General features: G+C 67.8%; 11 protein-coding genes. 5 read left to right on the forward strand and 6 right to left on the reverse strand.

What is annotated here, in order from left to right:
* Nucleotides 1–13 precede the first annotated feature (13 nt).
* Nucleotides 14–1,258 (reverse strand): ATP-binding protein, encoded by a 1,245-nt coding sequence (locus U9983_RS02180; protein ID WP_322752409.1) that lies wholly within the window; start codon nt 1,256–1,258, stop codon nt 14–16.
* Between the two features lie 483 nt (nt 1,259–1,741).
* Here U9983_RS02180 and U9983_RS02185 point away from each other — a divergent pair, with 483 nt between their 5' ends.
* A complete protein-coding gene (locus U9983_RS02185) occupies nt 1,742–2,191 on the forward strand; it encodes an NUDIX hydrolase (protein ID WP_322752410.1) in 450 nt (149 codons plus the stop codon).
* A gap of 48 nt (nt 2,192–2,239) precedes the next feature.
* Here the strand turns inward: U9983_RS02185 and U9983_RS02190 are convergent, their stop codons facing one another.
* The gene (locus U9983_RS02190) at nt 2,240–3,853 is read right to left on the reverse strand and encodes a DEAD/DEAH box helicase family protein (protein WP_322752411.1); all 1,614 of its coding nucleotides are present in this window, start codon (nt 3,851–3,853) and stop codon (nt 2,240–2,242) included.
* Between the two features lie 259 nt (nt 3,854–4,112).
* On the opposite strand from U9983_RS02190, the gene U9983_RS02195 reads away from it, so the two are divergent.
* Complete coding sequence (locus U9983_RS02195; protein WP_322752412.1) at nt 4,113–5,036, forward strand: alpha/beta hydrolase; 924 nt, start codon at nt 4,113–4,115, stop codon at nt 5,034–5,036.
* A 164-nt stretch (nt 5,037–5,200) separates the two neighbouring features.
* Nucleotides 5,201–7,690, forward strand: coding sequence for a CoA transferase (locus U9983_RS02200; protein WP_322752413.1), 2,490 nt, complete (start codon nt 5,201–5,203; stop codon nt 7,688–7,690).
* Between the two features lie 71 nt (nt 7,691–7,761).
* Here the strand turns inward: U9983_RS02200 and U9983_RS02205 are convergent, their stop codons facing one another.
* Complete coding sequence (locus U9983_RS02205) at nt 7,762–8,556, reverse strand: CoA pyrophosphatase (RefSeq protein ID WP_322752414.1); 795 nt, start codon at nt 8,554–8,556, stop codon at nt 7,762–7,764.
* Nucleotides 8,553–9,746, reverse strand: a complete 1,194-nt coding sequence (locus tag U9983_RS02210; protein WP_322750463.1) for an amidohydrolase family protein — start codon at nt 9,744–9,746, stop codon at nt 8,553–8,555. Before U9983_RS02210 ends, U9983_RS02205 begins: the two co-directional genes overlap by 4 nt.
* Nucleotides 9,747–10,148: 402 nt before the next feature.
* Here U9983_RS02210 and U9983_RS02215 point away from each other — a divergent pair, with 402 nt between their 5' ends.
* Together U9983_RS02215 and U9983_RS02220 are read left to right on the forward strand one after the other, a co-directional pair.
* On the forward strand, nt 10,149–11,657 hold the full coding sequence (locus U9983_RS02215; RefSeq protein WP_322752415.1) for a fatty acid--CoA ligase family protein: 1,509 nt from the start codon (nt 10,149–10,151) through the stop codon (nt 11,655–11,657).
* A 7-nt stretch (nt 11,658–11,664) separates the two neighbouring features.
* Nucleotides 11,665–11,973 carry a hypothetical protein gene (locus U9983_RS02220; RefSeq protein ID WP_322750461.1) on the forward strand — a complete coding sequence of 103 codons (309 nt, stop codon included), beginning with the start codon at nt 11,665–11,667 and terminating at the stop codon, nt 11,971–11,973.
* A gap of 86 nt (nt 11,974–12,059) precedes the next feature.
* Here U9983_RS02220 and U9983_RS02225 read toward each other — a convergent pair whose 3' ends face one another.
* Both U9983_RS02225 and U9983_RS02230 read right to left on the reverse strand, forming a co-directional pair.
* On the reverse strand, nt 12,060–13,001 hold the full coding sequence (locus U9983_RS02225) for a sugar phosphate isomerase/epimerase family protein (RefSeq protein ID WP_322752416.1): 942 nt from the start codon (nt 12,999–13,001) through the stop codon (nt 12,060–12,062).
* Nucleotides 12,998–13,826, reverse strand: an 829-nt coding sequence (locus U9983_RS02230; protein ID WP_322752417.1) for an acyl-CoA dehydrogenase family protein, incomplete at its 5' end; no start/stop codon positions are given. The genes U9983_RS02230 and U9983_RS02225, both read right to left, overlap by 4 nt.

Below are 13,826 nucleotides of genomic sequence, written 5' to 3' on the forward strand. Positions count from 1 at the left end.
GGCACCGGCGTCCTCAGCGGGAGGACCAGAGGCTTGCTGCGGGGACGGCGAGGATGCGCTCTGTGAGCTGGAAGACCCGTGGGCCCGTGTGTACGAGGAGTCCGAGGGTGAACCGTGAACCGATCTCCGCCGCAAGCCATTCCAGGTGTCGTGCGTCGGTGTGGGAGGGGGCCGCGGATGCCTTGACCTCGATGGCGATGACCTGGCCGTCTCGGGCTTCGAGGAGCAGGTCGATCTCACGGCGGCCGTTGGCGTCACGCAGGTGGTATAGGTCGGCGCCGACGACGCTCAGCGCGCACTCAGCGCGGAACTGGGCGGCGACGAGGGTGTCGATGATGCGTCCGAGCAGGTCGCCGTCGCGGAGCGCGCGGCGGTGGTCGATACGGAGCAACGGGGCGAGGAGGCCGGGGTCGGTGAGGTATCGCCTGGGTAGCCGAACCGCGCGGTTCGTGCGGTTGTCCGCCCAGGCAGGGACCCGCTGAGTGATCATAAGGGTGTCGAGGAGGTCGTCGTAGGCCACGGCTGCCTCGCGTCCGATGCCCGCCGAGTCGTAGAGCAACTTGTGGGTCGGCACACCGGCGGTGTTGGCGGCGATCGCTTGGAGATATCTGCGCAGTCGCAGGGGGTCTCGTGCGACGCTGAGCGCCGGGGCTTCCCGGGTCGCGAGATGGTCGACGTAGCCAGTCAGCCAGCGGTCGCGTGCTCGGTCGGCCTCGGTTCGCAGCGCCTCCGGCCAGCCGCTGGTGAGTGCCTCGGTCACGTAGGCGTGCAGGTCCCAGCCGGTGGGGGGATCTGCGAACGCGTCCGCGCCGCCGTCGAGGATCCGGTCGATCAGTGAGGGTCCGCTCGGGTCGCCGTGGCGTTCCCGGCCGACGAGGGGATACATCGTCAGCCGGACGATTCTGCCGGTCGCGGGCCAGCCTGAGGCGGTGAGGTCGGCCTGCGAGGATCCGGTGAGCACGAACCTCCCCGGGCGCGGGTCGTCGTCGACGGCCCGCTTCACCGCTCCGAGTACCTCGGGCACGACCTGCCACTCGTCGATCAGGACGGGCTCCTCGAGCCCGCGCAGCGCCGCGTCGGGGTCGGCCCGTACGACCGCAGCCTGCGCCGGGACGTCCAGGCGCAGGATCGACTGGCAGACACGCCGGGTCGTGGTCGTCTTGCCGCACGCCCGAGGGCCGACGACGAGGACGGCTGGGTGGGAGGCGACGACATCCTGCAACTCCGTGTCGAGCAGACGAGGAACGTAGGCGCGCACGAATGTCCGATCATGGAATTAGCACACAGTTGACCATGGAAATTACACATAGATCATCGATAATTTAACACGCGTTCGAACCGCGATCCAGCGCACCTAGACCGTGCCGTGCGGCTGCTCGACGCGCTCGCGGCCTACCTACCGGCCAGGTGGGCGGCGGGTCTACGCGCATGGTCTTCCCGACTCTCGCGCCGCACCGCACCGCGTCACCTGTGACGCGCTGGTCACGGTCCGGCTGTTCGTCCACCTCGCCCAACCTGCCGGGGCAGGTCCGCTGTCGCTGGAAGAACTCTGCGACAAACCATCAGGAAGGGACGACGGTGAAACACCGTCCCTTTTCTAACAACGAGCGGGGCATGTTCGTCAGCATCGACGGTCCGAGCGGTGCGGGATAATCCACGATCGTTCACCATCTGGCGCAGCTGCGCGCCGAAGCGGTCCACAAAGTTACCGAGCATTACCACGACTTGAGAGGATAATGGTATGGATCACTCGTCTCTTCTCCGCCGACTCGCCGCCGAAGCCGAAGCCGACGGGGTGCAGCAATTCGTTGTCGGCGCGGTCGTCCAGCACGACGACAAGGTTCTCCTTCTACAACGCCCCGAGGATGATTTCATGGGCGGCATTTTCGAGTTGCCCAGCGGAAAGGTCGAGCCAGGGGAAGCGCTGGACACCGCGCTCATCCGCGAGGTCAGGGAGGAGACCGGCCTCGACGTGGATGCGCTCGGTGATTACCTGGGCAGCTTCGATTACACGTCCGGAAGCGGCAAGAAGAGCCGACAGTTCAACTTCGCTGTGGACGTAACCAGCCCGGAGCCGATCGAGTTGCAGGAGCACGATGCCTACACCTGGACGCCGATCAACGAGGAACTGTCGGCGACGGATGCCGTGAAGGACGTGCTAAGTAAATACCGGGAGCTGCGGGACGCATAGCCCGGCTCCCTATCCAAGACCCCGCTCATCTCCCACGCAGTCCAGGTTCTACGTCGCCTTCTTCGCCCGGCCTCCGGCATCCTCCACCAGCGCCCGCTGCGCGCCCGGACCGGCCCTGCGGGCGGTGTCGGCACAGCGAGCGAGGCTCGACACGACGGCAGTGAGCGGCGCCCCGGCGAGCTGTTCGAGCTCGGCCCGCTCGTCCGGGGTGATCTGCTGATTGAGCCGGGCGAGGCGGGACGCAAGCGTGCACACCTCGTCCGCGTCGATCGTCAGCGTCCCGGTCTTGCGCAGCAGCTTGTCCAGGCTGATCTGCTTTTCGGTGTGCTGCGCGAGCGGGGCCGCCTCAGCCCGTTCGCTCTCCAGCACACCGACCGCGTCCACCAGCACGAACCGGTTCTTGACGGACGAGTCCGGGGTGACCGCCTGGAAGTCGTCGCCGTCGATGGTTCGGGAACCCCGACCCTTCATCTGCTCGAACAGTACGGCGCTGCGCGGATTGCGCAGGAACAGCAGACATTCCAGCGGCCGGACGTCCGTGCCCGTTGCGATCATGTCGACGGTGACGACGATCCGCAGTTCCGCGCTGTTGCGGAAGGCCTTGAGCAGGCTGTCGGTGTCCCGTACCGAGTAGGTGATTTTGGTGGCGAACTCGTTGCCCTGGCCGAACACCTCCCGGACCTTCATCACGATGTCCTCGGCGTGGTTGTCGTCCTTGGCGAAGATGAGCGTCTTCGGGACGTGCGTCCGGCCCGGGAAGATCTCGGTGAACAGCCGGTCCTTGAACGTCCGCAGCACCAGTTCGATCTGGTTCGGGCTGACGACCGAGCGGCCGAGCTGCTCCGGCGTCCAGGAGAAGTCGTCGTCGAGTTCCTCGTAACGTTGCTGGCGGGTGCGCCTGTCCCGCCTCGGGACGGTGATCCCCGCCTCGATGGTCGCGCCGTGGCGCGTCAGCTCGGTGCGGATGCGGTAGACGTCGAAGTCGACGTTCACCCCGTCGGCGACCGCCTGCGGGTAGGTGTACTCGCTGACCAGGTTCTGATGGAAGAAGCCGAACGTCTGCTTCACCGGGGTGGCGGTCAGGCCGACCAGGTAGGCGTCGAAGTACTCCAGTACCGCGCGCCAGCGTCCGTAGATCGACCGGTGGCATTCGTCCACAATGATCAGGTCGAACGTCTCCGGCGGGATGTCCGCGCTGTAGGCGATGTCGATCGGCTCGTCATCGCCGTCCCCGGACCAGTCCCCGGAGCCGTCCCCGGATGTGTCCGCGTCGAACGCCCGGTCGTCGACGTCGGGATCGGGCACCGGGCGGCCGCGCAGCATCGCGTACAGCCGCTGCACCGTGGAGATCACCACATGGGTGGACCCGCGCAGCCCGGCGGCGGTCAGCGGCTCGACGTTGTACAGCTCGGTGAACTTACGGCCGTCGCCAGCCGTGACGTAGGTGGCGAACTCCTCCCCGGCTTGGCGTCCGAGGTTGTTGCGGTCGACCAGGAACAGGATGCGGTGTGCCTTGGCGTGTGCGAGCAGCCGGTACGACGAGGTGACAGCCGCGTACGTCTTGCCCGCGCCGGTCGCCATCTGGATCAGTGCCCGGGGCCGGTCATCGGCGAGTGACCGTTCCAGCCCGCCCCCGTGGAGAGCCCTGGGGCCTCCGGGCACGCGAACACAACGATAATCGTGCACCCTTTGACCATTTGGTGACTGTGCAGACTCACAATGTAGTCTCGGTCCGGATTTCACCGGACACGACCCTGTCACCAACCACGACCAGGCAACGGTCTACCCAGCCCGGACCGTACCTGATATAGATATATTTTGTAACTATATTGGATGCATAAGCCAATCCCCACGGGGACCGTCACGATCTCCGGTCACCGCACGCGGGCGTTCGAGGAACAGATCACCCCGGGAGGCCCACATGACAGCGGCCGCACAACTGCCCGCATACGACGAGTTCGGGTTCTTCGAGGAGAACGCACGGGAAGCGGGCCTGGCCTGGGCCGGTCCGCCGCTGGTACGGCGGGAGAACGTCGATGTCGGCGGCGAACGGATAAGCGCCCTGGTCTGGGGTGACAGACCAGCCGAGCTGGTGTTCCTCCACGGTGGGGCGCAGAATGCCCACACCTGGGACACCGTCGCCCTCGCACTGGGCGACCGCCCGCTGGTGGCCTTCGACCTGCCGGGGCACGGTCACTCCGGCAGACGGTCGGACGGTGACTACTGGCCGGTCCGCAACGCCGAGATCCTCGCCGGCGCGATCAGCGAACTCGCGCCGCAGGCCGCAGGTGTGATCGGCATGTCCCTCGGCGGGCTCACCGGCATCCGCCTCGCGTCCGTCCACCCACATCTCGTCCGCCGGCTTGTGGTCGTCGACGTGACGCCCAGCGTAACGCTGGCGAAGAGCGCCCCGATCGCGGCGTTCATCAACGGCCCGGAGTCCTTCCCCTCCTTCGAGGAGATCCTGGAACGGACGGTCCGCCACAACCCGACCCGGTCGGTCAGCTCCCTGCGCCGCGGCATCCTGCACAACGCCCACCCGCTCCCGGACGGCCGCTGGGCCTGGCGGTACGACCGGCTGGCCCCCCCTGGCCCTGGCGGCATGTTGGACTTCGAGCCACTGTGGGATGACGTCAGCGCGCTGCCGGCACCGGCGATGCTCGTGCTGGGGTCGACCTCCGGCGTCGTCACCGAGGACGACGTGGCCGAGTTCCGTCGCCGCCAGCCCACGACCCGCGTCGAGACCGTGGCGGGCGCCGGGCACTCCGTCCAGGGCGACCGGCCGGTCGAGCTTGCCCATCTCATCAGCGACTTCGTCTTCGGTACCGCGGACGACGACCGGTAACCGCCGGATGCGCGGTCTGTCCCCGACCTGCACAAGCTGTTAGATTCGTTACCTATTAGGAGCGCCTGCAGCTGAGCGCCCAGCCTCCTCCCCCACGGCGGGAATCAGGACGGCTCACAGGGCTCTCGTGCCGGTGTGACCCGCGGCCCTGGAAAGCGGTATCGATGATCCTCGATGGTCTGACAGTGCTCGAGCTGGGCGCCGGCAGTGTTGCCGGATCCCTGGCGGGGATGATCCTCGCCGATAACGGAGCCCGGGTGCTCAAGATCGAGCCACCGCAGGGCGACCGTCTGCGCACACAGTCACCGTCCGGTTTCCTGGTCTGGAACCGGGGCAAGGAGAGCCTGGTCGCCGACCTGCGCACCCCCGCGGGCCGGGCCGAGGCGGCCGAGCTCGCCAGCCATGCCGACGTGCTGATCGAGAGTTTCGAGCCGGGCGTCGCGCAGGGTTGGGATCTCGGCTACGAGACCCTGCACGCGGCCAACCCGGCGCTGGTCTACTGCTCGGTCAACGGCTTCGGGTCCACCGGGAAATACGCACGGCTCAAGGGCTACGAAGGCGTCGTCGCGGCGAAGGCCGGGGCGTTCGCCCGGGGACAGTTCGGGTTCCGGCCCGGCCCGATCTTCGTCGCCGCCCCCCTGGCCAACACAGGCGCTGCGCACATGGCACTGGGCGGCATCATGGCCGCGCTCATCGTCCGCGAGCGGACCGGACGCGGACAGCGCGTCGAGGCCACCCTCGTACAGGGTTACAACCCGGTCGACTACTTCGGGACGATGCACTGGCAGTACGCGAAGAACACCGGCGGTGAACCCCATGTCATCATCAGTGCCCGCGGCGGCGCACTGGCTGCCAGCCGGTTCAGCCTCACGATGGCAACCAGGGACGGCCGTTTCATCATCGCCAATCCGCAGCTCCCCCACCAGGCGCAGGCGCTCACCCGCGTGCTGGGCCATGAGCAGCTCATCACCGACCCGCTCTTCGCGGACATGCCGCGGTTCAAGACGCCGGCGGACGCGCAGCGCTGGGAGGACCTGCTGAGCAATGCCGTCCGGAGCAGGACGCTCGCCGAGTGGGTACCGCTGCTGGAGGCCGACGTGGACGTCGCCTTCGAGGTCGGCGCGACCTGCGAGGAGGCACTCGACCATCCGCAGATGATCTACAACGGGCACTCGATCACGATCGACGATCCGGAGCGCGGCCCGATCCGCCAGGTCGGCCCGGTCGCGGCCTTCGAAGCGACGCCGTGCCGGATCGAGCGGTCCGCACCCGCGCTCGGCGCCAACAACGGTCCGCTGATCGGCCAAAGGGCGCGCGACGATCGTCAGATCGCGCGCCCGGAGGCCGTAGTTTCCGGCGGGCTGGCGGGCCCCTCGGCGCCCGCGAACCCGACCGACACCGCCCCGGTCCATCCCCTCGCAGGGGTGACCATTGTCGAGTTCGGCTACTTCTACGCGATGCCGTTCGGGGTCGCCCTTGCCGCCGCGATGGGCGCACGGGTGATCAAGATCGAGGGTCTGGCGGGCGACCCGATGCGCAGCTCCTTCGGGGTCAGCGAGACCGGTGGCGTGAAAACGATGGCGGGCAAGGAGAGCATCGCCGTCGACGTAGCCACCGACGAGGGAAAATCGATCCTCAAGGCTCTGCTCGCAAAGGCGGACGTCTTCGTCCTCGGGTTCCGGCCCGGGGTGGCCGAACGTCTCGGCATCGACTACCCGACCCTGCGCGAGACCAACCCAAAGATCATCTACGTTCACGCCACCGGGTATGGCAGCAGCGGGCCGTACAGTGCCCGCCCGCTCTATGCCGACGCCGCGAGCGCCGTGGCCGGGAGCCTGTTCAAGCAGGCCGCCTACTGGATGGACCCCGATCTCGTCAGCAGCTTCGACCTGACCGAAATACAGGCCATCGTCCAGCCGAGGCTGCGTGGTCTCACCGACGGTGACTCCAACGCCGCGGTCGCGGTCTTCTCCAGCATCATGCTGGCGCTGGCCCACCAGCAGCGGACCGGGCAGGGACAGCTCGTCTCCACCACCATGATCAACGGAAATGCCTATACCTACTCCGATGACGTCAACGCCTACGCGGGCAAGCCGCCCGCGCCCACCCTGGATTCCGAACAACACGGGTACAACGCCCTGTACCGCCTTTACCGGACGTCGCCGGGTTGGGTCTTCCTCGCCGCCCCGACGCAGCAGGAGTGGGAGATCCTCGTCGGTGGGATCAAGCGTCCGGAGCTGCTGGAGGACCCCCGCTTCGCCACGGTGGAAAGTCGGGTGTCCAACGACGACGACCTGACCTCGATCCTGGAAGACGTCCTCCTCACCGACACCGCCCAGGCATGGGAGGACCTGTTCGTTCCCGAGGGGCTCGCCTGCGTGACCGTCTTCGAGGGTGGCCTTTCCGGGTTCACCTGCACGGACGAGACCATGCTGGCCACCGGCCTGGTCGCCGAGGTGGACCACCCGCTGTTCGGCCGGATCCGGGTGCACGGCCTGCCGGCGGCGCTGTCGGAAACGCCCGGGCGGATCGGCCGTAGCTGCGTGCTCGGTGAGCAGACCGAAACGCTGCTGGCCGAACTCGGTTATGACGCTGACGCCATCGCGGCACTCAAGGACGCCACGATCGTCGCAGGCGCCGACCTCCCCGCTTAGAGCGCCCGGCAATAGGGCCGAGGCGCGCCACCGCTACCGGCGGCGCGCCTCGGCCCAGGTCACGGCCCGGGTCACGGCGCGATCCATCCCGGCGGAGGCGGACGGTTGTCGTGGACGCCACCGGTCACGATGGCGAGGAGCTCCACCAGTATCGACGCCGTCACACCCCAGGCGATGCCCTGTGGGAGGTCGAAGAACGGGACCATGAACCTGCCATCCGGAGCGACCCACAGCTCCTCCCGGTACACGCCGTCGGCCATCAGCCCGGTGAGCGCGACGTCGAAGACATCCCGGACCTCACTGTGGTTGATCCGAAGGAGCGGTCGGGCCGCGACCGTACCCACCATCGGGGTGATCTGGAACTTCGTCAGCTCGGCGTTCTGCCAGCCCAGCTCACCGATCAGTTCGACGGTCGCGCCGGCAAGCCCGATCTCCTCCCACGCCTCCCGCAGCGCGGCCTGGCCGGATGTCTCGCCCGCGTCGCAGACACCACCGGGGAAGGCGATCTCCCCCCGGTGCGTGCTGACCGTGCCGGAGCGTTCGGTCAGGACGACCCGGGCTTCGTCCGCCTCCTCGAACAGGACAAGCAGGACCGCCGCGTCCCGGATACCCGGCCGCTGCGGGGCGGGCGGCGGGGTATACCGGTGCCTGAAGGCACGCCGGACCGTATCGATCCGGATCCCCTGACGCGTCTGCGGGGGAAGATCCGCCCACGGCGGCGGCGTGTCCAGGCGGGTACGGGAACCCGAGAACGTGTCCCAGTACGGCCGCGGCGAAGCGTCCTGCCCGCTGGAATCCGGGCCGGCATGAGCCGCACCCGCGGAATCCGCGTCGTCGGGCCGGCGAGCATCCGCCGGCTTGATCACGCGTTCTCGAAGAGCTTTTCGGCGTTGCCGCGAAGAATCTTCCGCTGCTGCTCCGGCGTCAGCGATGTGAGCAGCCCGGTGAAGTCCGCCGGTACCGCCAGCCCCTCCGCGTGCGGGAAGTCCGAGCCCATTACCAGGCAGTCGACCTCAGGCAGATCACGAACGATCTTGGCAACGTTGTCCTCCGGGTAGGGCGCGACCCGGATGTGACGCTGGAAGATCGCACTGGGACGCTCGGTGAGGCGGCCGCCGATCCACGGGCCGTTGCGGCCCATCCCCCGGCTCTTGTCCATGTGCTCGATGAAATGCGGCACCCAGGAGGCGCCGAACTCGGCGACGAGCACCATCAGGTTGGGGAACCGTCCGAAGACGTTGTCGTAGATGAGCGCCGACAGGGTGTCCTCGATGGGTCGCTCGCCGTAGAGGTTGTTCCACTGCCACGCCGACATGTGCCAGGCCGCGGGGAAGGCCTCGTGACCCCAGGCGGGCGCGATGTGCTCGTTGTACCAGTTCTCCATGATGTGGAAGGCGACGGTCACGCCGGCCTCGTTGAGCCGGGCCCAGATCGGGTCGAAGTAGGGGTCGCCGGGCGAACGGCCGTTGACGGGACCGGTCGGCAGCAGCACAACCCGGACCCCACGCGCGAGGAGGTCGTCCAGCTCGGTTACAGCGAGGTCGAGGTCGCGCAGGGACAGCAGAGCCGGGCCGTAGATGCGGTCCTTGTACGCGAAGCCCCACGTCTCCTCGAACCACCGGTTGAAGGCGTGCACGTTGGCATAGGCGGCGGGCACATTCTTCACGTAGTTCTCGACCGACAGGGCCATCGCGGACGGGAAGACGACAGCCCTGTCCACCCCCTGGGTGTCCATCAACTGCAGGCGCACGTCACGGTCGTGGTACTCCGGGCGCATCGGCTCCGGCTCATAGGTCTCGTCCGGGTTGCCGGACGCCATCTGGCGCAACATCTCCTTGAGGGATCCCGGCCGGTAGGCCAGGTCGAAGCCGAGCCCCTGCTCCGAGTTGAAGGTCGCGACCCGGTCCGCAGCCATGATCTTCTCAAGGCCGCCCTCGAATTTGATCGGCCGAACCGCGTACTCGGACCACTGCGCCGGCAGATACTTCGTGAAGGCGTCCCTGGTCTCGTAGCAGTGCGTGTCGCAGTCGAACAGGCCGAAGTCGAGCACTGTCATCGGAGTCTCCCCGCATCCATCTTCGCGACCCTACGAGCCTCGCGACTCTACGAGCCATTTCGTCTAATTAGCATACTAGTATTCCTGATCATACGCTAGAGTTCGTCCAGCGGATACCCGTCGATGCGGTCGAGGATCTGCCGGACAGGCCCTACCGCCCGCCTCGCCGATCGACCCGACCGATCGACCCGTCCGGACGAGCGGCCCGGGCGAGCGGCCCGGCCGGACGAGGCGCCAGCCGGAGGACGACGGGGAACGCCAGGGAACGCCAGGGCTCAACCAGGGAACTACGAAGATCGCGAAAGAGATCGCCGAATGATCGTTCGACAACCAATGCATGTGGATTGATCCCTAAATTACAATGCAAGAGCTTATCTGAAGCGATGATTTAGGGCGGGGTCTATGAGTATCGGGATGTTGCTCGACATGGCCGCGATGGCCTTCGGCGACCGGGTGGCGCTGGGGCGGCGTGGCGACGGCATCACCTTCGAGCACCTGGTCCGGGTGTCAGCCGGCGGAGCCACGCTGCTGCGCTCCTCCGGGGCCGAGCGGGTCGCGTACCTCGGTGGCAACAGCGCAGCCTTCCCCGCCGTCCTTTTCGCCGCGGCTGCGGCCGGGATGCCGTTCGTTCCGCTGAACTACCGTCTCAGCGAAGATCAACTGGACGGGCTGCTGGGCGAGTTACACGGGCCGGTCGTCGTCTGCGACGAGGCATTCCAGGGCGTTGTGGCCAGAACCGGCCTGAAGATCCACCACAGCGAGGACTGGCTGGCTGACGCCGCACTCGCGGAACCGGCCGAGCCGGTCGAGATCGATGACGACGCACCGGCGGTCCTGCTCTTCACCAGCGGGACGACGTCCAAGCCGAAAGCGGTCGTGCTCCGGCACTCCAACCTCGTCTCCTACGTCCTACAGACGGTCGAGTTCGGTTCCGCCGAACCGGACGAGGCCTCCCTGACCAGTGTCCCGCCGTACCACATCGCCGGTGTCGGAACCGTACTGACGAACCTCTATGCCGGCCGCCGCTTCGTCTACCTGCCGAACTTCTCCGCGGCCGCATGGCTGAGCCTGGTGGCCGAGGAGGAGGTGACCAGCGCCATGGTCGTACCGACAATGCTGGCCCGCATCGTCGAGGAACTTGCTGGCGCCCAGGCACCGACGCCGACGCTGCGGGCGATCGCCTACGGCGGCGCCCGGATGCCTCGTCCGGTCCTGGAGAAGGCGCTCGTCGCATTTCCGGGTACCGGCTTCGTCAACGCCTACGGACTCACCGAGACGAGCTCGACGATCGCGATCCTCGGTCCGGAGGACCACCGCGCGGCGCTCGCGTCGGCCGACCCGGCGGTACAGGCCCGGTTGGCCTCCGCGGGCCGGTTCGTCCCCGGGGTGGAAGGCGAGATCCGCGACTCCGCCGGAGCGGTCGCCGGCCCCGGCGAGATCGGCGAGCTGTGGGTGCGAGGCAGCCAGATCTCCGGGGAGTACCTGGGGCTGGGCTCCGTCCTCGACGCCGACGGCTGGTTCCCCACCAGGGATCGGGCCTGGCTCGACGCCGACGGTTACCTGTTCGTCGAGGGCAGGTCGGACGACACGATCATCCGCGGGGGCGAGAACATCGCGCCGGCCGAGATCGAGGACGTGCTGATCCACCACCCCGCGGTCAAGGAGGTGGCCGTCATCGGCCTGCCCGACATCGAGTGGGGCGAGCGCCTGACCGCGGTCGTCGTGCCGGAGGCGCACGCGGCGCCGGAACCGGATGACCTGCGCGCCTGGGTCCGAGCCAGGCTTCGCAGCTCCCGTACTCCCGACGAGGTCATCTTTCGCGACGACCTTCCCTACACGCCCACCGGCAAGCTTCTACGCCGTCAGCTGGTCGCCGAGATCGGCGCTTCCACGACATACGAAAGGACGTGAGCACACCATGCGGCTCAAGACAGGTTTGCGGCTGCGGAGCCAGGTCTGCTCCACAGAGGTGATCGTGGTCCGGCCCGGGTCCAGCGAGATCGACCTGACCTGCGGTGGTCATCCGATGATCGCATCCAAGGAGACGCCGGCCGAAGGGCTGGACCTCAAGCCGGAACTTTCCGGTGGGGCGCTGCTTGGCAAGCGGTACACCGACGAGGCCAGTGAGATCGAGCTCCTCGTCACCAAGGCCGGAGCGGGTACCGTCGCCGATGGGCTGACCCCCCTGCTGCTCAAGGAGGCCAAGCCGCTTCCATCCAGCGACTGACCGAGGTTCCCCGCTCAGGTGCCCTCGGTCAGGGGCCGTCCAGCCGGTGATCGATCACCGGCTGGACGGCCCCTGACCGTCGGGGTCTATCTCCCCGGCGATGTCGGCTCCGTTGCAGTCGGCTCCGTTGCCACGCTCGACCGCGCGCGATCGAGCGTGGCGCGGAGCGCGTCCAGCAGAATCCGCCCGGCGCCGGCCGGACCCTGCGCGAGGATCTCGGCACTGAGGACCTCGACTCCGATCGGTGCCCGCACCCCGGCGTCGTCGAGAATGCCGACGAGCCCGGTCAGGTCCAGACTGCCCTCGCCGGGCAGCAGCCGGTGCCGGACGTCCTCAAGGGGCGGGCCCACCGGCGTTGCCGCGGCGTCACTGAGCTGCACCGCGAACACCCGGTCCCCGGGGACACGGCGCAGCAACTCGGCGTCACCGGCGCCGGGTCCCCGGTTGTGGTGCCAGGCGTCCACGAGCACGCCGGCGTTGGGCCGGTCGGCACGGCGCGCGATCTCCCATGCCGTCCCGATGTCGCCGATCGTCGCCCAGGCCACCGCTTCCAGCGCGACGTTGAGCCCGTGGTCGGCGGCGCGGTCGCACAGGCCCGCGAACTTCTCGGCGGCCTGGTCCAGCTCGACCGGATCGCCGAAATGCGTCGCCACCAGCGTCCTGGCCCCCAGCGACCGTCCCGCCTGGAGATATTCGGCCTCGGTGAGAACCTGGTTCATGAACGCCGGCTGATCGACCGGGGGTGGCGTGAGCCAGTCACCGACCGCCTCTATCTCGGTGAGGGCAAGGCCGTTGTCATCCAACATGGCTCTGATGTCGGAGTCGGACAGCCCCTCCCGGGTGCGGGCCCGATGCAGCGAACGGCCCAGGATCGAGATGGCGTCGAAGCCCGCTGCCGAGGCGGCGGTGACGACATCGCGAAAGCTCAGCGACGCCACCGAGACGTTGCAGAGCACGAGCCCACCGCCGCTCGTGGCGGCAGGTGCGGTAGCGGCCGGTGCGGTAGCGGCCGGTTGCTCCCCGGTCACAGATCGGCCAGCACGTCGGCGTAGCGTTCCCGGGCCTGTTCTTCAAGGGCGATCAGGTGGTTGGTCGGGAAGAGCCCGTCGGTCGGCTTGTGCCGCTTGAGCACCTCACGGGCGAGGGTGACCTTGTGCACCTCGGTCGGACCGTCGGCGAGGCCGACGGTGTAACCGGCGACGAGCATGTCGAAGAATGGCATCTCCTTGGTCAGACCCAACGAGCCGTGCAGTTGCAGGGCCCGGGAGGTCACGTCGAGCATGACCTTCGGCATGGCTGCCTTGATGGCCGCGATGTCACCGCGGACCTGGCGGTAGTCCTGACGTTCGTCGATCAGCCAGGCGGTCCGCAGAACCAGCAGCCGGAACTGCTCGATCTGGATCCACGTGTCGGCGATGGCCTCCTGCACCAACTGCTTGCGCGCGAGGATCTCGCCCTGGGTGAACCGGGACAGCACCCGCTCGCACATCATGTCAAAGGCCCACTTCACCAGGCCGACCGTGCGCATGGCGTGGTGGATGCGGCCGCCGCCGAGGCGGACCTGTGCGACCTCGAAACCACCGCCCTGCGCACCGAGCAGGTTGGTGCGGGGCACCCGCACGTTCTCGTACGCGATGTAACCCTCGGTTCCCTGACCGGCATCCTCGTCGATGAGCTCGACGTGCCGGATGAACCGGATGCCGGGCGTGTCGGTAGGGACGATGAACATCGACTGCTGCCGGTACGGGGAGGCATCCGGGTCGGTCACCGCGACGACAATCAGGAAGGAGGCGAAACGGGCGTTCGAGGAGAACCACTTCTCCCCGTTGATCACCCATTCGTCGCCGTCCAGT

It is taken from the genome of Protofrankia sp. Cas3, from assembly GCF_963555955.1.
GTDB lineage: Bacteria > Actinomycetota > Actinomycetes > Frankiales > Frankiaceae > Protofrankia.